Raw genomic sequence first — 21,394 nt, forward strand, 5'->3', positions numbered from 1 at the left:
CATGACCCGACGCATCGAAGTAAAGCGGTATCTGCATCGTGCTGCGGCGCTGGCCGCGCTGGCCACGGGAATGGCCGGCGCCCATGCGCAGGAGACCTTCAAGGTCGGCATCGTCAGCTTCCTCTCGGGCCAGGCGGCCGAAAGCTTCGGCATCCCCGCGGTCAACGGCGCCAAGGTGATGGTCGATGCCTTCAACAAGGGCGCGGCGCCGGCGCCCTACAACAAGGTCGGTTTCGGCGGGATGAAGATCGAGGCGGTGTACGTCGACGAGAACGGCGGCGCCACCAAGCAGGTGCAGGAACTGCGCAATCTCTACGACCGCGAGAAGGTCGATGCGGTGGTCGGCTACGTCAGCTCCGGCGACTGCCTCGCGGTGGCGCCCGCGGCCGAGGAGATGAAGAAGTTCCTGATCCTCTACGACTGCGGCACGCCGCGCATCTTCGAGGACAACAAGTTCAGCTACGTCTTCCGCACCGCTTCGCACGGCGCGATGGACAACGTGGCGCTGGCGCGCTATCTCAAGGCGCGCAACGTGAAGGTCGACAGCTTCAACATGATCAACCAGGACTACGCCTGGGGCCAGGACTCGAAGAAGGACTTCACCGGGTCGATGGAAAAGCTGTTTCCCAATGCCAAGGTGGGCGAAGACCAGTTGCCGAAGTTCGGCGCCGGCCAGTACGGCACCGAGATCTCGGCGCTGATGGCCAAGCCGGCCGACGTCACGCATTCCAGCCTGTGGGGCGGCGACCTGCAGGCCTTCGTGCTGCAGGCAGCTCCGCGCGGCCTGTTCAAGCGCACGAAGGTCGTGCTGTCGGCGGCCGACCATGTGCTGCCGGGCCTGGGCGAGAAGATGCCCGACGGCACGATCCTCGGCGCGCGCGGCGCCTACGGCCTGATGTCGCCGAAGTCGGCGCTCAACGACTGGTGGTGGGATCTTTACTCCAAGGCCTACAACACCTACCCGGTGCAGGCCCCGTACCGCATGGCGCAGTCGCTGCTGGGCCTGAAGCTGGCGGTCGAGAAGGCGATGGCCGCCAACGGCGGCAAGAAGCCCAGCCACGAGCAGCTGGCCGCGGCGCTCAAGGGCCTGGAGTGGGACTCGCCCGCGGGCCGCATCCGCATGGCGCTGGGCGACGGCCACCAGGCGGTGCAGGACACCGCGATCGGCAAGACGCGCTATGACGCGGCCAAGAAGATGGTGGTGCTGGAAGACATCCTTCGCTTCCCGGCCGACTGCGTCAATCCGCCTGCGAACATGAAGTCGGAGGAATGGATCAAGGCCGGCTTCCCCGGCGCCAAGGGCTGCCCGTGAGGTGGATCTTCCTGCTGCGCGATCCGATCTTGCACCTGCGGTGCTCGCCGTACCCATGTACGGCTGCGCTCCTCGGCGCAACCTCGGACCGCTCGCGAAGGAAGCTCCATCCTCACGAGGACTAAGAAATGAATACCCTCGTCACCATCCTTGTGGACGGCCTGACCTACGCGTCGTGGCTGTTCATCGTCGCCCTCGGGCTCACGCTGGTGTTCGGCGTGCTCAAGATCCTCAACATCGCGCACGGCAGCTTCTACGCGATCGGCGCCTATGCGGCGGCCAGCTTCGTGGGCTGGGGCGCCAGCCTGAAATGGGCGCCCGCGCTCTCGCTCGTGGCCATGCTGCTGGCCGCGGTGGCCGTGGCCGTGGTGCTGGCACCGCTGACCGAGCGCGGCCTGCTGCGATTCTTCTACGGCCGCGACGAGGTGCTGCTGGTGCTCGTGACCTACGCGATGTTCCTGATCATGGAAGACCTCACCAAGCTGATCTGGGGCGCCAATCCGTACTACGTGTCGGAGCCCTACGGCCTGTTCGGCAATCTCGACATCGGCATCCAGAGCTGGGTGGGCTACGACTTCGCGCTGGTGGCGCTGGCGGTGGTGGTCGGCGGCGCGGTGTGGTGGGGCCTGAACCGCACGCGCCAGGGCAAGATCGTGCTGGCGGTGATCCACAGCCCCGAGGTGGCATCGAGCATGGGCGTCAACGTGTCGCGCGTCTACATGATCGCGTTCACGGCCGGCATCTTCCTGGCGGCGCTCGGCGGGGCCTTCACGGCGCCGATGATCTCGGTGCAGCCGGGCGTCTCGGTGGGCGTGATCATCGTGTCCTTCGCGGTAGTCATCATCGGCGGCCTCGGCAGCATCGAGGGCGCGGCGGTCGGTGCGCTGATCGTCGGGTTGGCCCGCTCCTTCGCCGTGCACATGGCGCCGGTGGCCGAGCTGTTCTCCATCTACATCGTGATGGCCGTGGTGCTGATGTTCCGGCCCGAGGGCCTGTTCCAGCGCACACAGGCCCGCAAGATCTGACGCCATGGCAGCAGCGATCCCGAGACCGTCCGCCACGGCGCTTCCGCGCCAGGCCGCGATCCGGCGCCGGCGCAGTGCCGCGCTGGGCCTCGCCGCCTTCGTCCTGCTCGCCGTCGCAGGCTGGTTCAGCCCGAGGTGGCTCACCTTCCTGGTCACCATGGCGGCGGCCAACGGCCTGGTGTCGCTCGGCATCGTCGGCCTGATGCGCGGCGGCGTGGTGCCTTTCGGCCAAGGCATGCTCTTCGCCGCCGGCGGCTACAGCGCGGCGCTCATCTACAACAAGCTGGGCTTCACTGATGCGCTGGGGCTGACGCTGGCCGGCGGCCTGGCCGCTGTGGTGCTCGCCGCGCCCTTCGCGCCGCTCCTGTCGCGCTACCGCGGCATCTTCTTCGCGATGCTGACGCTGGCCCTGTCGATGGTGGCCTACGGCCTCTTGATGAAGCTCGACATGCTGGGCGGCTCGGACGGCTTCAATCTCGGGCGGCCGACCCTGCTGGGCCAGAAGCTGCCCGACGCGCATACGGGCTACATCCTCTACCTGCTCACGATCGGCGTCGCGACGGCGATGGCGGTGCTGGCGCGGGTCTACTTCGATAGCACGCGCGGCCTGGTGACGCTGGCGGTGCGCGAGAACGAGCTGCGCGTCGAGTACCTGGGCGGCTCCGTTCGCCAGGCGATGACCATCAACTTCATCCTGGCGGCCTTCTGCGGCGGGCTGGGCGGCGCGCTGGCCGTGATGTCGCTCGGCCACATCGAGCCGCAGTTCAGCTTCTGGACCACCTCGGGCGAGTTCGTCTTCGTCGCCATCCTGGCCGGCTGGCAGAGCGTGGCCGCGGTGTTCCTGGCCAGCACGGTGCTGGAGGTGGTGCGCTCCTTCTCCAGCGCGTACTTCCCCAACACCTGGCAGCTGGCGCTGGGCCTGTTCCTGCTGTTCGTGATCCGCTTCCTGCCGCGCGGCATCGGCTCGCTGTGGATGAAGAGGGGCAAAGGATGAGCGACGCCATGCCGCCCGAAGGCGCTCGCACCGCAGCCGAAGGCGAAGGTGGTATGCCAACGACCGCCGTGCTGGAGGCGCGCGGCGTCAACAAGCGCTTCGATGCGGTGGTGGCGGCGGCCGACATCCACATCAGCGTCGCCGCGGGCGAGCGCGTCAGCCTGATCGGCAGCAACGGTGCGGGCAAGACCACCTTCGTCAACATGATCACCGGCTACCTGAAGCCCGACGAAGGCCGCATCACGCTGGACGGCCGCGACATCACGCCGCTGGCGCCGCGCGCCATCACGCGGCTGGGCGTGGCGCGCTCGTTCCAGATCCCGCAGCTCTACGCCGAGCTGACGGTGCTCGACAACATGCTGGTGGCCAATGCCTGCCACGACCACCGGCGCCTGAGCTTCTGGCAACCCGCGCGGCGCAGCGAGGCGATCGAGCGCGCAGAGGCGCTGCTCGAGCGCTTCCGGCTCACCGAGCACCGCGAGCGCCGCGTGGCCGAGCTGCCCGGCGGCGTGCGCAAGCTGCTGGACATCGCGATGGCGCTGACGGCGGCGCCGAAGCTGCTGCTCCTGGACGAGCCCACCAGCGGCGTCTCGGCCGAGGAGAAGTTCCCGATGATGGAAACCGTCATGGCCGCGCTCGGCGAGGAGGCGATGACGGTGCTCTTCGTCGAGCACGACATGGACATCGTCGAACGCTACGCCAGCCGCGTGGTGGCCTTCTACAGCGGCCGCATCATCGCCGACGGCGTGCCGGGCGAGGCGCTCGCCACCGACGAGGTTCGCCGCTACGTGACCGGCGAATTGCTGAAGGAGTAGACGCATGCTGCAGATCGAAGACCTGCATGTCGCGATCCAGTCGGTGGAAGCCCTGCGCGGGCTGTCGCTTTCGGTCGGCAACGGCGGCATGGTCGGGCTGGTCGGGCGCAACGGCGCCGGCAAGACCACACTGATGCGCGCGGTGATGGGCCATCTGAAGCCCTCGCGCGGCCGCATCGTCTTCGACGGGCATGACCTGGCCGCGCTGCCGCCGCACGCGCGCGCCGCTCTAGGCATCGGCTACATGCCGGAAGACCGCGGCCTGGTGCCCGAGCTGACGGTGGAAGAGAACATCCTGGTGCCGGTGTGGGTGAACAAATCGCTCGCCGAGGCCGACCGGCTCGCGCTGGTGTACCGCGTGCTGCCCGAGCTGCAGGAGATGCGCGCGCGCCGCGCGCTGCTGCTTTCCGGCGGGCAGCAGAAGCTGGTGGCGCTGGCACGCGCCCTCGCCGTCGGCACGCGCCTGCTGCTGCTCGACGAGCCCTTCGAAGGGGTGGCACCGGTGCTGTCGAAGCGCTTGAGCGAAGTGATCGGCGGCCTCAAGGGCAGCGAGATCTCGGTGCTGATCGCGCAGAGCGAGCTCAACCACTCGCGCCGCATCGTCGACAGCGAGGTCGTGATCGAGCGCGGCGCCAACCTCGCGAGGGCCGCAGCATGAGCCGCTGGGCCGCTCCCGAGGCGAATACCGCAGCGCGCATGCGCGGAGGTTGCCGAATCCGCCGCCGGGCCGCCCCCGAAGCGAATACCGCAGCGCGGCGCGCGGAGGTTGCCGAATGACCCACTGGCGGGACTTCGCGGTGCCGCCGATGCGCCAAGAAGCCCTGTACGGCGACCGCGTCGTGCGCTGCTTCGCCGAGCGGCCGGCCAGCCTGCATGCCATGTTCGAACGCGCCCGCACCACCCGCGCGCAGCACGACGCGATCGTCTGCGAAGGCCACCGATGGAGCTACGCCGAAGCCGGCGAGACGGCCGATCGCCTGGCCGGCGCCTTCGCGGCCGCGGGCATCGCAGCCGGCGAGCGGGTGCTGATGCTGATGGGCAATCGGCCCGAGTTCCTGTTCGTGCTGCTGGCCTTGCAGCGGCTGGGCGCCATCGCCGTGCCGGTGGGCGTGCGCGAGCAGCGCCCGGGCCTCGCCTACATCGCGCAGCAGTGCGGCGCCAAGGCGATCGCGTTCGACGACGCGCTGGCCGATCGCCTGCCCGACGGCGCGGAAGCGCCGTCGCTGGCGCTGCGCATTGCCGCATCGACGCTGGCCCCGATGGCCGATGCGGCGCCGCCGCCGTCGCCGGCAGCCGCCGTGCGGGAGACCGATGTCGCCGTGATTCTCTACACCTCTGGCACCACCGGCCATCCCAAGGGCGCGCTGCTCACGCACCTGTCGATCGCGCATTCGGTGCTGCACTTCCAGGCCTGCATGGGCCTCCAGCCCGGCGACCGCTCGGCGCTCGCGGTGCCGGCCAGCCACGTGACCGGGCTGATCGCGATCATCGCGGCGATGTGGCAGGTCGGCGGCGCGGTGGTCGTCGTGCCCGAGTTCAGGGCCGAGCCCTTCGTGCGCCTGATGGCGAGCGAGCGCGTCAGCCACACGCTGATGGTGCCGGCGATGTACCAGCTGTGCCTGCTCAGCGAGGCCTTCGGCCGCGAAGACCTGTCGGCCTGGCGCATCGGCGGCTACGGCGGCGCGCCGATGCCGGTGGCGACCATCGATGCGCTCGCCGCGCGCTTGCCGGGCCTCACGCTCGTCAATGCCTACGGCGCCACCGAAACCACATCGCCCGCGACGATGATGCCCGCAGGGCTGACCCGCGCGCATGCCGATTCGGTCGGCGTCGCGCTGCCCGCGGCCGAGATCCGCGTGATGGACGACGAGGGCCGCGAGGTCGCCCCCGGCGCAACGGGCGAGCTCTGGATCGGCGGCCCGATGGTGGTGCCCGGCTACTGGGCCAACCCGGAAGCCACGGCCGCGTCGTTCACGGCCGGCTTCTGGCATTCGGGCGACCTCGGCGCGATCGACGCGCAGGGCTTCGTGCGCATCTTCGACCGCAAGAAGGACATGCTCAACCGCGGCGGCTTCAAGATCTACTCGGTCGAGGTCGAGAACGTCCTGATGGCCTGGCCGGGCGTCGCCGAGGCGGCGGTGGTCGGCAAGCCCTGCCCGGTGCTGGGCGAGCGGGTCCATGCCTTCGTGCATGCGCCCGGCATCACGCCGGACGACGCTGCGCTGCGAAGCCACTGCGCAGAGCGCCTGGCCGACTACAAGGTGCCCGAGAGCTTCAGCTGGAGCGCCGAGCCGCTGCCGCGCAATGCCAACGGCAAGCTGATGAAGCGGGTGCTGCGCGCGCAGCTCTGAATTCGTTTCGACAGGGAGTTGTTCAGACACGAGAGGAGAAGAAGCATGAAGTGCATCCGGATGGCTTCGATCGGCGCCGCGGCGCTGGCACTCGGCCTGGCCGCCACGGCGCAGACCTCCTGGTACCCGAGCAAATGGGGCGCGAACGACGAGATCGGCAGCGCCAACTACCTCACCCCGAAGGTCGCGCTGGAGGCCGCGAAGCTGGTGAAGGCCGGCAAGGTCTATTCGCTGGGCATCACGGTGAACACCACCACGCCGGCCTTCCCGCCGCGCACCTGCCAGATCTACATCGTGCAGCCGGGGCAGGTCGGCTCGGCGGAAGGCCTGGGCTCCTCGCACACCACCTACAACGACGACATCCTCAACTGCTGGACCGGCATCGGCACGCAGATCGACGGTCTGGGCCACATCGGCGTGGGCGATCGCTACTACAACGGCGCGAAGTGGGGCGAGTTCGCCACCATGGGCGGCCTGAAGAAGCTGGGCATCGAGAAGATCCCGCCGATGGTGTCGCGCGGCGTGCTGCTCGACATGGCGGCCTATTTCAAGACCGAAGTGGTGCCGGAAGGAACCGCCTTCAACCAGAAGGAGATCGACGAAGCCGCGCGCGCGCAGGGCGTGGAGATCCGCGAGGGCGATGTCGTGATCTTCCACACCGGCTGGCTCAGCCTGATCGAGAAGGATCCGAAGCGCTACGGCTCGGTCGAGCCGGGTCTCGGACGCGAGGGCGCGCGCTACCTGGTATCCAAGCGAGTGGTGGCAGTCGGGGCCGACACCTGGGGGCTGGAGGTGATCCCGTTCGAAAAGGAAGGCGGCAAAGACGGCCCGATCTTCGGCGTGCACCAGATCCTGCTGCCGATGAGCGGCACCTACATCCTGGAGAACATCAACACTGCCGAACTGGCCAAGGACAAGGCCTACGAATTCATGTTCGTGCTCGGCCAGAACAAGTACCAGGGCGCGGTGCAGTCGATGATCAACCCGGTGGCGATCCGCTGACCGTGCACGACGCCGGGCAAGGCTGAGACAATCACGCTCACGCGTACCGGGAGGGCGCGTGCTGCTTGGGAGCCGTGTCGGCCTTCAAGGCCCGCACCGCGGGCGCAAGCAGCCATCAAAGTTGTCGCCATCTTGTCCGCCTTGCCATCCACTGCATCGTCCGCCGAGCCTCAGCAGATCCTGCAGGAGGTGTTCGGCTATACCGCCTTCCGCGGCCCTCAGGCGCCGATCGTCGACCACGTGACCGCCGGCGGCGATGCGCTGGTGCTGATGCCCACGGGCGGCGGCAAGTCGCTGTGCTACCAGATCCCGGCCATCGCGCGCCAGCGCGCGGGCCGCGGCGTGACGGTGGTGGTGTCGCCGCTGATCGCGCTGATGCACGACCAGGTCGGCGCGCTGCACGAGGCCGGGGTCGACGCGGCCTTTCTCAACTCCACGCTCGACTGGGAGCAGACGCAGGATGTCGAGCGCCGCATGCTGCGCGGCGAGATCACGCTGCTCTACGCGGCGCCCGAGCGCGTGACGACGCCGCGCTTCCTCTCGCAGCTCGATTCGCTGCAGGAGCGCGGCAAGCTCTCGCTGTTCGCGATCGACGAGGCGCATTGCGTGAGCCAGTGGGGCCACGACTTCCGGCCCGAGTACCGCGCGCTGACCGTGTTGCACGAGCGCTATGCCGGCGTGCCGCGCATCGCACTCACCGCCACCGCCGATGCGCTGACGCGCGCCGACATCGTCGAGCGCCTGCAGCTCGAGGAGGCGCGCCAGTTCGTCTCCAGCTTCGACCGGCCCAACATCCGCTACACCATCGTCGAGAAGAAGGATGCGACGACGCAGTTGCTGCGCTTCATCGAGCGAGAGCACGAAGGCGATGCGGGCGTGGTCTATTGCCAGTCGAGAAGACGCGTGGAAGAGGTGGCCCAGACGCTGCGCGATGCGGGCGCCAATGCCCTGCCCTACCACGCGGGCCTGGATGCCGCCGTGCGCCAGAAGCACCAGGACCAGTTCCTGCGCGAGGAAGGCATCGTGATGGTCGCGACCATCGCCTTCGGCATGGGCATCGACAAGCCCGACGTGCGCTTCGTGGCCCACCTCGACATGCCGAAGAACATCGAGGGCTACTACCAGGAAACCGGCCGCGCCGGGCGCGACGGCGCCCCGGCCGATGCCTGGATGGCCTACGGCCTGCAGGACGTGGTGAACCAGCGCCGCATGATCGACGAGAGTCCGGCCGGCGAGGAATTCAAGCAGGTGATGCGCGGCAAGCTCGATGCGCTGCTCTCGCTCGCTGAAGCCAGCGATTGCCGGCGCGTGCGGCTCTTGGGCTACTTCGGCGAGAAGAGCTCGCCCTGCGGCAACTGCGACAACTGCGTCAACCCGCCCCAGGTGTGGGATGGCACGGACGCGGCGCGCAAGCTGCTGTCCACCATCTACCGCGTCCAGCAGCAAAGCGGCATCAGCTTCGGCGCCGGCCACATCATGGACATCCTGCGCGGCAAGACGACCGAGAAGGTCACGCAGTTCGGCCATGGCTCGCTCAGCACCTTCGGCATCGGCAGCGAGTTCAGCGAGGCGCAGCTGCGCGGCGTGCTGCGCCAGCTGATCGCCACCGGCGCGCTCACGGTCGATGCGCAGGCCTACAACACGCTGCAGCTCACCGAGGGCTCGCGCGCCGTGCTCAAGGGCGAGACGCAGGTGCTGCTGCGCGAGTCGGTGTCGTCGCCGGCCGAGCGCAAGCCGCGGCGCGAGAAGACGGCGCGCGGCGCGCCCTCGCCGGCCGCGGCCACGCTCGACGCGACGGGCCAGGCGCGCTTCGCTGCGCTCAAGGCCTGGCGCGCCGAGGTCGCGCGCGAGCACAACCTGCCGGCCTACGTGATCTTCCACGACGCGACGCTCGCCGCCATCGCCGAGCGCGCACCGGCCACGCTCGAGGACCTGCAGGGCATCAGCGGGATCGGCAGCAAGAAGCTCGAAGCCTACGGGTCGGACGTGCTGCGGGTCTGCGCGGCCTTCTAGTGCCGCGCCAGCAGCCGGCTTTCGCGCGCCGGCGAGCGCACCAGGTAAGGCTGGCCGGCGGCCTCCGATTTGCGCAGCGCCATCTCTTCCTTGTTCGATGAAACGGGCGCCGGACAGGCGCCGCCGCTCTGCAGCGCCAGCGCGGCCGCGAGCCGCGCCTCCGCCGGATCGCCGAGCGCATGGCCGAAGTCGTCCGGCACCACGCAGGTGGGCGCGAAGCCGTCGCTGTAGTCGCCGAAGCCCTGCTGGTTCACGCCCTGGAACTGGATCGCGAAGTAGGTCGTGCCGCAGTTGTCCTGCGGGAAGAAGCCATAGGGCTTGCCGCAGGTGGTGCCGCCGACCAGGTTCACCGTGACACCGATGCCGCGCAGGCTGTTGACCACCGATTCGCTGGCGGAGCAGGTGTCGGGGCCGGCCAGCACGGTGACGCGCGACAGGCCCAGCCGCGGCAATGCCTGGCCCGCCGGCACCGAGAAGCCGCGCGAAGTCGCATGGAAAGGCAGGGTGGCTTGCGCAGGCGACAGGTTGAAAGGATTCTTGTTGTTGAACTGCAGGCGCTCGAACACGGCGCCGGTGGTCGCCGCGCCCGAGCTGACCATGGAGGCCAGCTCGCTGGCGATGTCGAGCAGGCCGCCGCCGTTGTAGCGCATGTCGATCACCAGGTCGGTGATGCCGTCGCTCTTGAGCTGGTTCACGGCCGCGACCAGCGGCGCCTCGGCCGTTGCCAGGTAGTCGTTGAAGAGCAGATAGCCGACCGGGCCGCTGGCCGTGGCGATGGTCTTCACGTTCTGCACCGGTGTGCGGGTGATGCGCGCGGCGGTCAGCGTCAGGGTGCGCTCGCTGCCGTCGGGCGCGCGCAGCTTGAAGCTGTGCGCCTCGCCTTCGCGCGCCGGCGCGAGGCCGGCATTGAGCGTGGCGGTGTCGGTGCCGCTCACGACATCGACACCGTCGATCTCGAGCAGCCGGGTCCCGCGCACGATCGCGGCCTGTGCCGCAGGCGAGCCGGGCTCTGTATAGGCCACGCGCACGTCGCGCGGCGGCGAGGCGCTCAGGAAAGCCAGCTCGGCGCCGTAGCCCACGCCGACGCCGTTGCGCGACAGGGCGCGGTAGACGGCGGTGTCCTGCGTGAAGTGGAAGCGGTCCTTGGCGCGGCCGGCCGCCGTGAGCCCGGGCGTCTTGAGCACGCTGAAGTAGGTGATCGGCGTGGCGTAGTCACTGGCGGCCAGCGTGGCGGGCACCTCGTCGAACCAGAGGTAGGTTTCGTCGATCCATCCGCGCACCCAGCGCTTCTCGGTGGCGAGCGTGCCGGGCTGGTCCGGGAAGGCAGCGCCGGTGTCCGGGTCGATGCCGGTGCGCGGCGCCGCACACTGGCCGGCGACGCTGGAGGACGCAACGATCGCCTCGTCGCCGGAAGCGGCTGTCGGCGCCATGGCCAGCGGTGCTCCGCCGCCGCCTCCACCGCCGCCTCCGCATGCCGTGAGCACGGCCGCGGCCGCGAGCATGGCCAGCGCTGCCGCGCGCATGCGCAGTACATCCCTCATGAAACTCTCCCCCGCGCGCCGGTGCCCGGCGTGGCTGCTGTTTGATCTTGCTTATTGGACGAAGCCGATGCCGCGCGATTCGCGCACTTCGGGCTTGATCCGGTGCTCGGCATCGAGCTGGTCGAGAAACTCGGCGGCCGAAAACTCGACCGCGAGGATATCCGTCTGGCGTTTCACTGCCGCGAAATCGCCCGGGCAGAGCTGCGGAAGGCGGGCCAGCCGCCGCGTGATCTCGCCCGTCATGCGCGTCGCATCGCCGTCCAGCGCCTCGGTGATGAACATGCGTTCGCGCTGCTCGCCGGTCAGCGGCATGAACTTGATCTTGAAGGTGAAGCGGCGCAGCGCGGCCTGGTCGATCCGGTCGAGCAGGTTGGTGGTGCAGACGAAGATGCCGTCGAAGCGCTCCATGCCCTGCAGCATCTCGTTGACCTCGGTCACTTCATAGGTGCGCTGCGCGCCGCGGCGGTCCTGCAGGAAGCTGTCGGCCTCGTCGAGCAGCAGGATCGCCTTCTCGGCTTCGGCCTCCTTGAACATGGCGGCCATGTTCTGCTCGGTCTCGCCCACATACTTGCTCATCAGGTCGCTCGCCTGCTTGATGATCAGCGGGCGGCCGATGGCCTTGGCGATGTGCTCGGCGAGCGCGGTCTTGCCGGTGCCGGGCGCGCCGTAGAAGCACAGCGTGCCATGGCCGCGCGCCTTGAGCGCCTCGACGATGCGCGGGATCTCGAAGCGGGTTTCGACATTGAGCATGCCGAGGTCGTAGGTGGTCACGCTGCGGCGCGCGCCGAGGCCGTCCGGCGTGCCCAGGGCCAGATCGGCATTGCGCAGCTGCCGCTCGATCAGGCTTTCGACCGATGTTCCTTCGGTCATCGCCAGGCCGGCGAAGCGCACCGCGGTGCGGATCTGCGCCGGCGTCAGGCCCTTGCGGCCGGCCAGCTTGGCGGTGAAGGCCTCGGACACCGAGACGCCTTCGAGCGTCTTGCGCACCAGCTGCTCGCGCGCGCCGGGCGGCGGCGACTTGAGCTCGAGGTGGTAGGCGAAGCGGCGCCGGAAGGCCGGATCGATCTGCTCGATGCGGTTGGTCACCCACAGCGTGGGCACCGCATTCGATTCGAGGATTTGGTTGACCCAGGCCTTGCCGCTCACGCTGCCGCTGGCCGGGGCGGGCACCTGCTCGGCGCGCGCCATGAACTGGGCGGCCTCGGTGCTGATCGGCGGGAACACGTCTTCGACTTCGTCGAACAGGAGCGCAGCCTGCGCGCTGCCCTTGAGGAACACCTGCGCGATCTGCAGCGAGCGGTAGCGGTCGCGGCCGGAGAGCGAGTTGCCATCGCGATCGGCGTACTCGACCTCGAAGAGCTCGAGCCCCGCGGCCTGCGCGACCACCTTGGCGAGCTCGGTCTTGCCGGTGCCGGGCGGGCCGTAGAGCAGCACGTTGACGCCCGGCTCCTTGCGCGCCACCGCGGCGCACAGCAGGGTGATCAGCATCTGCGCATCGTCGTGGACGAAGGCGAAGTCCTGCACCGTCAGCGCACTCTTGGCGGACGGCCGCGTGAACACGGCCATCAGCTCGTTGTGGTCGCGGTATTCGCGCATCAGCACCGGCGGCAGCTTCTCGCTGACCTTCATCAGGTCGGCCAAGTCGGTGATGTTGTGCTCGGAGATCAGGTTTTCGACCAGGCCGATGCGCTCGAGCCGGGAGCCCGCGCGCAGCGCTTCACCCACGTCGGTTGCATTGACGCCGGCCACCTCGGCGATGGCGGCGTAGGCCTCGGGCGCATTGTTGACCTTGAATTCGACCAGCAGCGAGCGCAGATCGCGCTGGTAGCGTGCCAGCGTGCCGTAGAGCAGCAGCGCGCGCTCGGCCTTGTTGAGCTGCAGCAGGCCGGCGAGCGCGTCGATGTTCTTCTCGACCAGTGTCGACTGCTTGCGCAGCGCATGCGTGAGCCAGTCGCGCGTGACCGAGAGCACGGAGAGCAGGTCCTTCGGCTGGTCCTTGGCGTATTCGTCGAGATAGAAGAACAGCGTGCCTTCTTCATAAGGGCCGCGCCAGACGCCGTGGCGCTCGAGCAGCGTGCGGCCGTCGAAGTTCTCGACGCCCTTCCAGATCTCATTGCCCGCGCAGCGCCGCCCGAGGAATTCGCGCAGGCGCAAGAGCACCGGCGCGGGCCAGACCAGGTGCCGGCCGGTGAGCGAAAGAAGGCCGTTGAGGTCGCGCCGCACGTTGAAGCGCGGCCCTTGCTTGGCTGCCAGCGTGAGGACGAAGTGCGAGCACATGAGCTCGAGCACCGGCGCCTCCTTGAGTCCGGGCGACGGCAATGCGTGCCCGCGCGAAGCAGCCGCCACCACATCGACCCCGGAACGCTTGACCATCGAACAACCTCACGCTAGGAGAATGAGAACCTGAGCGCGACCATAGCGCAGAGTTTTGGCTTGGGGAAGACTCGGGAACGGTAAAAACCCTGATGTTGCGAATCCGTCCACAATGCCGCCCATGCTTGGAATCGAAGACATCGAACGCGCCGCCGTGCGCCTGCGCGGGCAGGTGCTCGATACGCCCTGCGTGGAATCGCGCACCCTGTCCGAAATCGTCGGCGCGCAGGTGTTCCTCAAGTTCGAGAACCTGCAGTTCACGTCGTCGTTCAAGGAACGGGGCGCCTGCAACAAGCTCGTCGATCTTTCGCTGGCCGGCACCCGCGGTGTGATCGCGATGTCGGCCGGCAACCATGCCCAGGGCGTTGCCTACCACGCGCAGCGCCTCGGCCTCAGGGCCCTGATCGTGATGCCGCGCTTCACGCCGGGCGTGAAGATCGAGCGCACCCGCGGTTTCGGCGCGGAGATCGAACTGCATGGCGACACCCTGGACGCGGCGCGCGCCCATGCGCTGGCGCTCGCCGAGCGCGAAGGCCTGGCCTTCGTCCATCCCTATGACGACGAAGCGATCATCGCGGGCCAGGGCACGGTGGCGCTCGAAATGCTCGATGCGGTGCCCGAGCTCGACGCGCTGGTGGTCTCGGTCGGCGGCGGCGGGCTGATCGCCGGCATGGCGCTCGCCGCACGGGCGCGCAAGCCCGGCATCGAGATCGTCGGCGTCCAGACGCGGCGCTTTCCGGCGATGGTCAATGCGGTCCAGGGCACGCAGCACGTGCAGGGCACGAGCACGATCGCCGAGGGCATCGCGGTGGGCACGCCCGGCGTGCTGACGCGCGAGATCATCGCCTCGCAAGTCGACGACCTGCTCTTGGTCGACGAGGGCGACATCGAGCAGGCCGTGCTGATGCTGCTCGAAATCGAGAAGACGCTGGTCGAAGGCGCCGGCGCCGCCGGGCTCGCTGCACTGATCCGCCATCCCGAGCGCTTCAAGGGCAAGCGGGTGGGGCTGGTGCTCTCGGGCGGCAACATCGACCCGCTGCTCCTGGCCGCGATCATCGAGCGCGGCATGGTCCGGGCCGGCCGGCTCGCGCGCGTGCGCGTCAGCGCACGCGACGTGCCGGGCTCCCTGGCCCAGATCACGGCCACTGTGGCGGAAGCGGGCGCCAACGTCGATGAGGTGCACCACCAGCGCGCCTTCACCATGCTGGCGGCGCAGAACGTCGACATCGAACTGGTGCTGCAGACCCGCGGCCGCGCGCACCTGTCGGCCGTGCTCGACGCGCTGCGGGATGCCGGCTTCGAAGCGGAAGAGCAACGCTGAGGGCTCTGGCAAGCCCCTAGATGGCCATCTGCAGGCCAGTCGGTAAAATGGCCTCAGTTTTGCGAACCCAAGGAACAACGATGTCCAACCCAACGCCTGTCGAACCCGGCCAAGACGCCGTCGTCGAAGCCGACGCCGTCGAATCGATCGTTCATCTGATGCCCCTGGTCCTGCCGGTGGCCGGCGGCGTGCTGATGCTGCTTTTGGCATCCATCGCCGTCTACATGGCCTGACATCCGGCTGCGGCGCCGGCGTACACCGCGCGCCGCGCCGCGATTCGAGGATGCGGGGCCCTCGCCAGGCGCCATCGATCCTCGCCTCCCGAGACGGGAAACGTTTTTTCCAACGGACCTCGCCTGCTCCAGGCACCGAGCCCCGTTCGGAAAGACGATTTTTCAACTTAGGAGACACATTGATGAACGCACCTCTCAAGGGTTTGGCCGTACAGGCGCCCTCGTATGTCAGGAATGCGAAGCTGATCGCCTGGGTGGCCGATATGGCCGCGCTGTGCAAACCCGAGGCCGTTCACTGGTGCGACGGCAGCACCGAAGAGTACGACCGGCTCTGCCAGCGCCTGGTCGACGCCGGCACCTTCAAGAAGCTCGACCCCGCCAAGCGCCCCAATTCCTTCCTTGCGAGTTCCGACCCGAGCGATGTCGCCCGCGTCGAAGACCGCACATTCATCTGTTCCGACAAGAAGGAAGACGCCGGCCCGACCAACAACTGGATGGCGCCGGCCGAAATGCGCGCCACGCTGCAGCCGCTGTTCGACGGCTGCATGAAAGGCCGCACGATGTACGTCGTGCCCTTCAGCATGGGACCGCTGGGCTCGCCGATCGCGCACATCGGCATCGAGCTGTCCGACAGCCCCTACGTGGCGGTCAACATGAAGATCATGACCCGCATGGGCAAGCCGGTGTACGACGTGCTCGGCGCCGACGGCGAGTTCGTGCCCTGCGTGCACACGGTGGGCGCGCCGCTGGAGCCCGGCCAGAACGACGTAGCCTGGCCCTGCAACAAGACCAAGTACATCGTCCACTACCCTGCGACGCGCGAAATCTGGAGCTACGGCTCGGGCTACGGCGGCAACGCGCTGCTGGGCAAGAAGTGCTTCGCGCTGCGCATCGCCTCGAACATGGGCCGCGACGAGGGCTGGCTCGCGGAGCACATGCTGATCCTCGGCGTGACCAATCCCGAGGGCAAGAAGTACCACGTGGCCGCGGCCTTCCCGAGCGCCTGCGGCAAGACCAATTTCGCGATGCTGATTCCGCCGGCCGGCTTCGAAGGCTGGAAGGTCACGACCATCGGCGACGACATCGCCTGGATCAAGCCCGGCGCCGACGGCAAGCTGCACGCGATCAACCCCGAAGCGGGCTATTTCGGCGTCGCACCCGGCACCAACATCCAGACCAACCCGAACTGCATGGCCAGCCTGGACCGCGACGTGATCTTCACCAACGTGGCGCTGACCGACGACGGCGACGTCTGGTGGGAAGGCATGACCGAGGAGCCCCCGGCGCATGCCATCGACTGGCAGGGCAATGACTGGACCCCGGCCATCGCGAAGGAGACCGGCGCCAAGGCCGCGCATCCGAACGCCCGGTTCACGGTCGCGGCAACCAACAACCCGGCGCTCGACGACGCCTGGGACGACCCGAAGGGCGTGGCGATCGACGCCTTCATCTTCGGCGGCCGTCGTTCCACCACCGTGCCGCTCGTGACCGAGGCGCGCAACTGGGTCGAAGGCGTCTACATGGCCGCGACCATGGGTTCGGAAACCACCGCCGCAGCGGGTGGCAAGCAGGGCGTGGTGCGGCGCGATCCGTTCGCGATGCTGCCCTTCGCCGGCTACAACATGAGCGACTACTTCCAGCACTGGCTGGATCTCGGGAAGAAGCTCGAAGCCCTGGGCGCGAAGCTGCCCAAGATCTATACGGCCAACTGGTTCCGCAAGGGCGCGGACGGCAAGTTCGTCTGGCCCGGCTACGGCGAGAACATGCGTGTCCTGAAGTGGATGATCGACCGCATCGAGCACAAGGGCGAGGGCACGGAGCATGTGTTCGGCGTCAGCCCGCGCTACGAAGACCTCAACTGGACCGGCCTGGACTTCAGCGCCGAGCAGTTCGACACCGTCACCCACATCGACAAGGCCGCCTGGCAGGCCGAACTGAAGCTGCATGCCGAGTTGTTCCAGCAACTGGCGCACCACCTGCCGAAGGAGCTGTCGGCCACCAAGGCCGCGATCGAGCAGCGCCTGGCGGCCTGATCGCTGCGCTCGCCCCAAAGAAAAAGCCGCCCGAGGGCGGCTTTTTTCTGGGTCCGAGCGGATCAATAGTACTGGCCGAGGTTCACGCGGCGCAGTGCCTGGTAGAGCGTCGGCGTCGCGGCGTCGGCGGAAGCCTTGGCGACGGTCACCGGCTCTTCGGCCGCGTCCGCTTCCGCTTCCTGGCGCGAAGCGATCGCCTGCAGGTCGCGAAGAATGCGCGGATCGTGCTTCGCATAGGCCATGAACTGTTCATCGGCGCGGGCCGCGGCACGGCGTTCCGCTGCAGCGCGCATGCCGGACAAGGCACGGACGGCCAGGCTGCGCGCGGTACCGGCGAAGAAAGCGATGGCGGCGAAAGCCACGCCCCAGAGCACGAGCCAGGCGACGAGCAGCCCACCGTCGTTCCAGGTCGACATGAGCTTGTCGGCCACCACGAGCAGGGATGCAACGATGGCGGCGAGCAGCAGCGCTGCCAGGCCGCGGGCGCCGTCGAAACTGCGGCGTGCGGCGCGAATGTGGTCGATCACGGCCTCGGCGCGGGCGACGCCCGGATGAGTGGCCGGTTGGTCTACGTGAACAAAGCTGGTCATGATGAAGTCCCTCCAAAAGGACGAGTGGCCGAGGCCGATGGGGTGATATTAGTAGTTTCCCTAATGTTCCACCACTTTATCTTCGTGATGCCTATCATTCATACAGCTGATGGACGTCAACTTTCGCACGCTCGACCTCAACTTGCTCCGCGTCTTCGACGAGGTGATGGCGGAGCGCAACCTCACGCGCGCGGCTCGCAATCTCGCGATCACGCAGCCCGCCGTCAGCAATGCGCTGCGCCGCCTGCGCGAGACGCTCGGCGACGAGCTGGTGCGCCGCTCCGGAAGCGGCGTGGAGCCGACACCGCGCGCCTTGGCGCTGTGGCCGACCGTGCGCGACGCCCTGCGGCAGCTGCAGCACACGCTGGCGCCGGGCGAGTTCGACGCCGGCATCGCCGACACCACCTTCCTGCTGGCCATGGCCGACGCCACGGCCGCCGAGCTGGTTCCCGGGCTGGTGCAGATCGTGGAAAAGGAGGCACCCGCCGTCTCGCTGCGCGTGCTGCCGCTGACCACCCGCGATCCCAGGCGCATGCTGGAGAACGAAGAGGTGGACATGGCGATCGGCTACTTTCCGGCCGTGATCGCCAGCCTGGCGGCGCGCGGCCAGTCCGATGCCGCCATGCCGTTCGAGACGCAGCGGCTCTATGTCGGCGAGTATGTCTGCGTGATGCGGCGCGGCCATCCGCTGGCGGATTCGCCGCTGACGCTGGACGATTTCTGCGCCGCGCGCCACCTGCTGGTGAGCTTTTCGGGCCGGCCCTACGGCTTCATCGACCAGACGCTGGGCGCACTGGGGCGCGAACGGCGCATCGTGATCACGGTCAACCAGTTCTTCACCGCGGGACGGGTGGTCGCGAATTCGGATCTGCTCACCGTCCTGCCGCGCCACTTCGTCAAGGTCACGGGCATCGACGAGCAGCTGGTCCTGCGCGAACTGCCCTTCCAGCAACCGCTGGTGCATGTCGATGCGATCTGGCACCGGCGGGCGCAGCATGGCCATGCGCACGAATGGCTGCGGCAGGCGCTGCTGCGCTCTGCCGCCGCGGCCTTCGCAGGCTCAGCGGACGACGCTTAGCCAGGCGCTGGCAGCAGTGCGCAGTTCCTGGGCGCGATGGGCGTCGAGGCCGGCGCTGTGGTCGGCGCTTTCCATCAGCGCGGCGGCCGGGCTGGCGGGGACTTCGATGGTGTCGAAACGGAAGAAACGTGCCACTTGGGCAACAAGGCTGAACATGATGGTGCACGGCCCGAAGCCGGCGCTGGAGTGGTAATGGAACCAAGATTAAGGGTTTTCCCCAGTATTTCAAGCCGCTTCTCATGCACGTTATGCATGAGGATATTCGCCTAGACTCGCGCGCCATGAAACTTCAGCTGCTCTCGGACCTGCATCTGGAAGCGCACCCCCAGTTCCGGGCCGCACCCGCACCAGGCGCCGATCTGCTGGTCCTTGCAGGCGATATCGGCTCCTACCAGGCCGGATCGCGCATCGTCGAGCCCGATTTCGGGCTGACCCGCTTCTCGCCGCGCCATGGCTGGCCGACGCCGGTGCTCTACGTTCCGGGCAACCATGAATACGACAACGCCGATTTCGACGCGGTTCATGCGCGCTTGCGCGGGCTCTGCGAGACGCTGGACATCGGGTGGCTGGAACGCGAAACCCGGCTCATCGAGGGGGTGCGCTTCATCGGCACCACGCTGTGGGCCGACTTCGATGCGCTGGCCGAGCCGGCCGACAGCATGACCGAGGCGCTTCGGAAACGCGGAAAGGCGATGCGCGCCGCGAACTTCTACCTGGAGAAAGCCGCCACCGTGCGCTCGGAACTGCCCTTCTTGGCAGAAGCACTGAGAGAGCACTCACTGACGTGCCAAGCCTGGCTGCGCAATGCGCTCGCCGAGCCCTTCGACGGCCCGACCGTCGCCATCACGCACTTCGCGCCCACGCTGGCGAGCGCCGATCCGCGCTATGGCCTGAGTCCGGGAACGGCGGGTTTCTGCAATTCGCTCGACGAGCTGCTGCCGAGCGCCGACCTGTGGCTGCACGGGCATCTTCACCATGCGTTCGACTATGTGAAGAACGGCTGCCGCGTGGTGGCGAATCCGCTGGGGTATCTCGGCAAGGGCGAGCAGGAGGGCTTCAGGCCCGAGCTGCTGATCGAAGTCCCGCGCCGCTGAATCTAGGCCGGCGACACCCCGGCGCGACCGGCCTCGACCGCGAAGCGCGCCTGGGTGTGGAAGCTTGCCTCTGCCCGCACCGGGTACGCGGTGGCCCGGAATTCGCAATGCATCGCCTCCGGCGTGACCTCCATCAGCGCATAGCCGCGCTCGTCGCCGCGCGCATGCACGATGTCCGGGTTGTCGCGCCGCATGCGCGCCATCGCCGCCTGGCTCGCACCGCGCGAGCTGATCGAGCCGCCGACGAATTCGCTCGCGACGACCGCGGAGCCCGGGTCGTTCGGCCGCACGCGCAGATCGGCCGCGACATGGCGGTGCACGTCGCCGCCGAGGGTCACCACGTTCTTCACGCCGGCGTCGTCGATGCCCTGAAACAGTTGCCGGCGTGCTTCGGGATAGCCGTCCCAGCCGTCGGTCCAGGTCTGGCGGCCCTGCGGGGTATCCAGGACGGTGGAGCTCATCTGGGTGGACTGGCCGAACAGTTTCCACTGCCGCCGCGAATCGGCCAGGCCCTGCGAGAACCATCGCGACTGCTCGGCGCCGAGCATGGTGCGCGACGGGTCCGCAAGCTCTGTGCAGCCGATCACCCCACGGCCGGAATCGTGGGCCGGATCGGCGCAGGCATGGCGGCTGCGGTGCTGGCGGCAGTCCAGTGTCCAGAGCTCGGCCAGGTTGCCCCAGACGTAGCGGTCGTGGATGCGCATCGCCGCGCCCTGCGGCGGCAGCGCGAGCGGCATGTGCTCGAAATAGGCTCGGTAGGCCGCGGCGCGGCGGCGCAGGAAAAGCGCGGGCTCGGTATAGGCGGGGTCACGGTCGCCGGCATAGTCGTTGACCACCTCGTGATCGTCCCAGGTCAGGATCCACGGATGCGCGGCATGCGCGGCCTGCAGGTCCGCATCGCGCTTGTAGAGCGCGTGGCGCTCGCGGTAGCCCTCCAGCGTGTGCGGTATGGGGGCGCCGTGCCGGCGCATCTCGGGATTCGCGCTGCTGCCTTCGTAGATGTAGTCGCCGACGAAGAGCACGAAGTCCAGCTCGCGCCCGGCGATCTCGCGGTGCGCGGCATAGAAGCCGTGCTCGTAGTTCTGGCAGGAAGCGAGCGCGAAGCGCAGCCGCAGCAGCTGCGCATCCGGCGCCGGCGCGGTGCGCGTGCGGCCTACCGGGCTTTGCGCATCGCCGCAGCGAAAGCGATACCAGTAGTGGCGCTGCGGCGCCAGGCCCTGCGCATGGACATGCACGCTGAAGGCGCGCGAGGCATCGGTCACGACCTCGCCCTGCTTGACCAGGCGTTGCAAGCCGGCGTCGCCGTAGATCTCGTAGCGCACGCTGCACGCCGGCAAGGCATTGCGCGCCGCTTCGTCTTCGGCCTCCGGCAGCAGCCGGGTCCAGAGCACGACACTGTCCGGGCGCGGCTGGCCGCTCGCGACGCCGAGCGTGAAGGGGTTCGAGCGCCAGCGCGGCGCAGGCTGTGCGCAGGCCGCCAGCGGCGCGGTGCAGCCGGCGAGCGCCAGCCACAGGGCGGCGCGATGGAGGTCTCGGCGAGTGGGATTCATGGTGTTCCTACGGCAGATGCTCGCCCGCCGGCGGCGACAACAACAACCATGTGCACCAGTGCGGCTACC

At 68.4% G+C, this 21,394-nt stretch carries 18 protein-coding genes; 13 read left to right on the top strand and 5 right to left on the bottom strand.

Annotation, left to right across the window (positions count from 1 at the left end):
* The first annotated feature begins 1 nt into the window (after nucleotide 1).
* The 8 genes from EJI01_RS19390 (at nucleotide 2) to recQ (ending at nucleotide 9,512) form a co-directional block, all read left to right on the top strand.
* Nucleotides 2-1,312 (top strand): ABC transporter substrate-binding protein, encoded by a 1,311-nt coding sequence (locus EJI01_RS19390; protein ID WP_126838766.1) that lies wholly within the window; start codon nucleotides 2-4, stop codon nucleotides 1,310-1,312.
* 128 nt (nucleotides 1,313-1,440) lie between these two features.
* Nucleotides 1,441-2,337, top strand: a complete 897-nt coding sequence (locus tag EJI01_RS19395) for a branched-chain amino acid ABC transporter permease (RefSeq protein WP_126838767.1) — start codon at nucleotides 1,441-1,443, stop codon at nucleotides 2,335-2,337.
* Between the two features lie 4 nt (nucleotides 2,338-2,341).
* Nucleotides 2,342-3,331 carry a branched-chain amino acid ABC transporter permease gene (locus EJI01_RS19400; RefSeq protein ID WP_126838768.1) on the top strand — a complete coding sequence of 330 codons (990 nt, stop codon included), beginning with the start codon at nucleotides 2,342-2,344 and terminating at the stop codon, nucleotides 3,329-3,331.
* Between the two features lie 53 nt (nucleotides 3,332-3,384).
* Entirely contained in the window at nucleotides 3,385-4,146 is a 762-nt protein-coding gene (locus EJI01_RS19405) for an ABC transporter ATP-binding protein (protein ID WP_126838769.1), read from the top strand.
* A gap of 4 nt (nucleotides 4,147-4,150) precedes the next feature.
* Nucleotides 4,151-4,804, top strand: a complete 654-nt coding sequence (locus EJI01_RS19410; protein ID WP_126838770.1) for an ABC transporter ATP-binding protein — start codon at nucleotides 4,151-4,153, stop codon at nucleotides 4,802-4,804.
* A 115-nt stretch (nucleotides 4,805-4,919) separates the two neighbouring features.
* Entirely contained in the window at nucleotides 4,920-6,497 is a 1,578-nt protein-coding gene (locus EJI01_RS19415) for a class I adenylate-forming enzyme family protein (protein ID WP_126838771.1), read from the top strand.
* Between the two features lie 45 nt (nucleotides 6,498-6,542).
* A complete protein-coding gene (locus EJI01_RS19420) occupies nucleotides 6,543-7,499 on the top strand; it encodes a cyclase family protein (RefSeq protein ID WP_260602521.1) in 957 nt (318 codons plus the stop codon).
* A 132-nt stretch (nucleotides 7,500-7,631) separates the two neighbouring features.
* Nucleotides 7,632-9,512 (top strand): DNA helicase RecQ, encoded by a 1,881-nt coding sequence (gene recQ, locus EJI01_RS19425; protein ID WP_409513968.1) that lies wholly within the window; start codon nucleotides 7,632-7,634, stop codon nucleotides 9,510-9,512.
* Here the strand turns inward: recQ and EJI01_RS19430 are convergent.
* Nucleotides 9,509-11,053: a S41 family peptidase gene (locus EJI01_RS19430; protein ID WP_221885693.1), complete on the bottom strand. Its 1,545-nt coding sequence runs from the start codon at nucleotides 11,051-11,053 to the stop codon at nucleotides 9,509-9,511. The two genes, recQ and EJI01_RS19430, sit on opposite strands and share 4 nt — an antisense overlap.
* Nucleotides 11,054-11,104: 51 nt before the next feature.
* Nucleotides 11,105-13,426, bottom strand: coding sequence for an ATP-binding protein (locus EJI01_RS19435; protein WP_126838772.1), 2,322 nt, complete (start codon nucleotides 13,424-13,426; stop codon nucleotides 11,105-11,107).
* 121 nt (nucleotides 13,427-13,547) lie between these two features.
* Between EJI01_RS19435 and EJI01_RS19440 the strand changes: the two genes are divergently transcribed.
* The 3 genes from EJI01_RS19440 (at nucleotide 13,548) to EJI01_RS19445 (ending at nucleotide 17,013) form a co-directional block, all read left to right on the top strand.
* Complete coding sequence (locus EJI01_RS19440) at nucleotides 13,548-14,747, top strand: threonine ammonia-lyase (RefSeq protein WP_185878976.1); 1,200 nt, start codon at nucleotides 13,548-13,550, stop codon at nucleotides 14,745-14,747.
* Between the two features lie 80 nt (nucleotides 14,748-14,827).
* Nucleotides 14,828-14,980 (top strand): hypothetical protein, encoded by a 153-nt coding sequence (locus tag EJI01_RS28830; protein ID WP_185878977.1) that lies wholly within the window; start codon nucleotides 14,828-14,830, stop codon nucleotides 14,978-14,980.
* Between the two features lie 182 nt (nucleotides 14,981-15,162).
* On the top strand, nucleotides 15,163-17,013 hold the full coding sequence (locus EJI01_RS19445) for a phosphoenolpyruvate carboxykinase (GTP) (RefSeq protein WP_126838774.1): 1,851 nt from the start codon (nucleotides 15,163-15,165) through the stop codon (nucleotides 17,011-17,013).
* A 62-nt stretch (nucleotides 17,014-17,075) separates the two neighbouring features.
* On the opposite strand, the gene EJI01_RS19450 is transcribed toward EJI01_RS19445, so the two are convergent.
* A complete protein-coding gene (locus EJI01_RS19450; protein ID WP_126838775.1) occupies nucleotides 17,076-17,603 on the bottom strand; it encodes a hypothetical protein in 528 nt (175 codons plus the stop codon).
* 109 nt (nucleotides 17,604-17,712) lie between these two features.
* Between EJI01_RS19450 and EJI01_RS19455 the strand changes: the two genes are divergently transcribed.
* Nucleotides 17,713-18,681, top strand: coding sequence for a LysR family transcriptional regulator (locus EJI01_RS19455; protein ID WP_126838776.1), 969 nt, complete (start codon nucleotides 17,713-17,715; stop codon nucleotides 18,679-18,681).
* Here the strand turns inward: EJI01_RS19455 and EJI01_RS28835 are convergent.
* Nucleotides 18,664-18,837, bottom strand: coding sequence for a hypothetical protein (locus EJI01_RS28835; protein ID WP_185878978.1), 174 nt, complete (start codon nucleotides 18,835-18,837; stop codon nucleotides 18,664-18,666). The two genes, EJI01_RS19455 and EJI01_RS28835, sit on opposite strands and share 18 nt — an antisense overlap.
* A 125-nt stretch (nucleotides 18,838-18,962) precedes the next feature.
* Between EJI01_RS28835 and EJI01_RS19460 the strand changes: the two genes are divergently transcribed.
* Nucleotides 18,963-19,775, top strand: coding sequence for a metallophosphoesterase (locus EJI01_RS19460; RefSeq protein WP_126838777.1), 813 nt, complete (start codon nucleotides 18,963-18,965; stop codon nucleotides 19,773-19,775).
* Between the two features lie 2 nt (nucleotides 19,776-19,777).
* On the opposite strand, the gene EJI01_RS19465 is transcribed toward EJI01_RS19460, so the two are convergent.
* Nucleotides 19,778-21,325: an alkaline phosphatase D family protein gene (locus EJI01_RS19465; protein WP_126838778.1), complete on the bottom strand. Its 1,548-nt coding sequence runs from the start codon at nucleotides 21,323-21,325 to the stop codon at nucleotides 19,778-19,780.
* Between the last annotated feature and the right edge of the window lie 69 nt (nucleotides 21,326-21,394).

It is taken from the genome of Variovorax sp. MHTC-1, from assembly GCF_003984645.1.
Classification (GTDB): domain Bacteria; phylum Pseudomonadota; class Gammaproteobacteria; order Burkholderiales; family Burkholderiaceae_C; genus Variovorax.

Bases quoted from the DNA above. Each gene is read 5' to 3' on its own strand.
- EJI01_RS28835 (WP_185878978.1), bottom strand. From the start codon at position 18,837: ATGTTCAGCCTTGTTGCCCAAGTGGCACGTTTCTTCCGTTTCGACACC.
- EJI01_RS19430 (WP_221885693.1), bottom strand. From the start codon at position 11,053: ATGAGGGATGTACTGCGCATGCGCGCGGCAGCGCTGGCCATGCTCGCG.
- EJI01_RS28830 (WP_185878977.1), top strand. From the start codon at position 14,828: ATGTCCAACCCAACGCCTGTCGAACCCGGCCAAGACGCCGTCGTCGAA.
- EJI01_RS19420 (WP_260602521.1), top strand. From the start codon at position 6,543: ATGAAGTGCATCCGGATGGCTTCGATCGGCGCCGCGGCGCTGGCACTC.
- EJI01_RS19440 (WP_185878976.1), top strand. From the start codon at position 13,548: ATGCTTGGAATCGAAGACATCGAACGCGCCGCCGTGCGCCTGCGCGGG.
- EJI01_RS19405 (WP_126838769.1), top strand. From the start codon at position 3,385: ATGCCAACGACCGCCGTGCTGGAGGCGCGCGGCGTCAACAAGCGCTTC.
- EJI01_RS19410 (WP_126838770.1), top strand. From the start codon at position 4,151: ATGCTGCAGATCGAAGACCTGCATGTCGCGATCCAGTCGGTGGAAGCC.
- EJI01_RS19455 (WP_126838776.1), top strand. From the start codon at position 17,713: ATGGACGTCAACTTTCGCACGCTCGACCTCAACTTGCTCCGCGTCTTC.
- EJI01_RS19395 (WP_126838767.1), top strand. From the start codon at position 1,441: ATGAATACCCTCGTCACCATCCTTGTGGACGGCCTGACCTACGCGTCG.
- EJI01_RS19415 (WP_126838771.1), top strand. From the start codon at position 4,920: ATGACCCACTGGCGGGACTTCGCGGTGCCGCCGATGCGCCAAGAAGCC.
- EJI01_RS19465 (WP_126838778.1), bottom strand. From the start codon at position 21,325: ATGAATCCCACTCGCCGAGACCTCCATCGCGCCGCCCTGTGGCTGGCG.
- EJI01_RS19445 (WP_126838774.1), top strand. From the start codon at position 15,163: ATGAACGCACCTCTCAAGGGTTTGGCCGTACAGGCGCCCTCGTATGTC.
- EJI01_RS19435 (WP_126838772.1), bottom strand. From the start codon at position 13,426: ATGGTCAAGCGTTCCGGGGTCGATGTGGTGGCGGCTGCTTCGCGCGGG.
- EJI01_RS19460 (WP_126838777.1), top strand. From the start codon at position 18,963: ATGAAACTTCAGCTGCTCTCGGACCTGCATCTGGAAGCGCACCCCCAG.
- EJI01_RS19400 (WP_126838768.1), top strand. From the start codon at position 2,342: ATGGCAGCAGCGATCCCGAGACCGTCCGCCACGGCGCTTCCGCGCCAG.
- EJI01_RS19390 (WP_126838766.1), top strand. From the start codon at position 2: ATGACCCGACGCATCGAAGTAAAGCGGTATCTGCATCGTGCTGCGGCG.
- EJI01_RS19450 (WP_126838775.1), bottom strand. From the start codon at position 17,603: ATGACCAGCTTTGTTCACGTAGACCAACCGGCCACTCATCCGGGCGTC.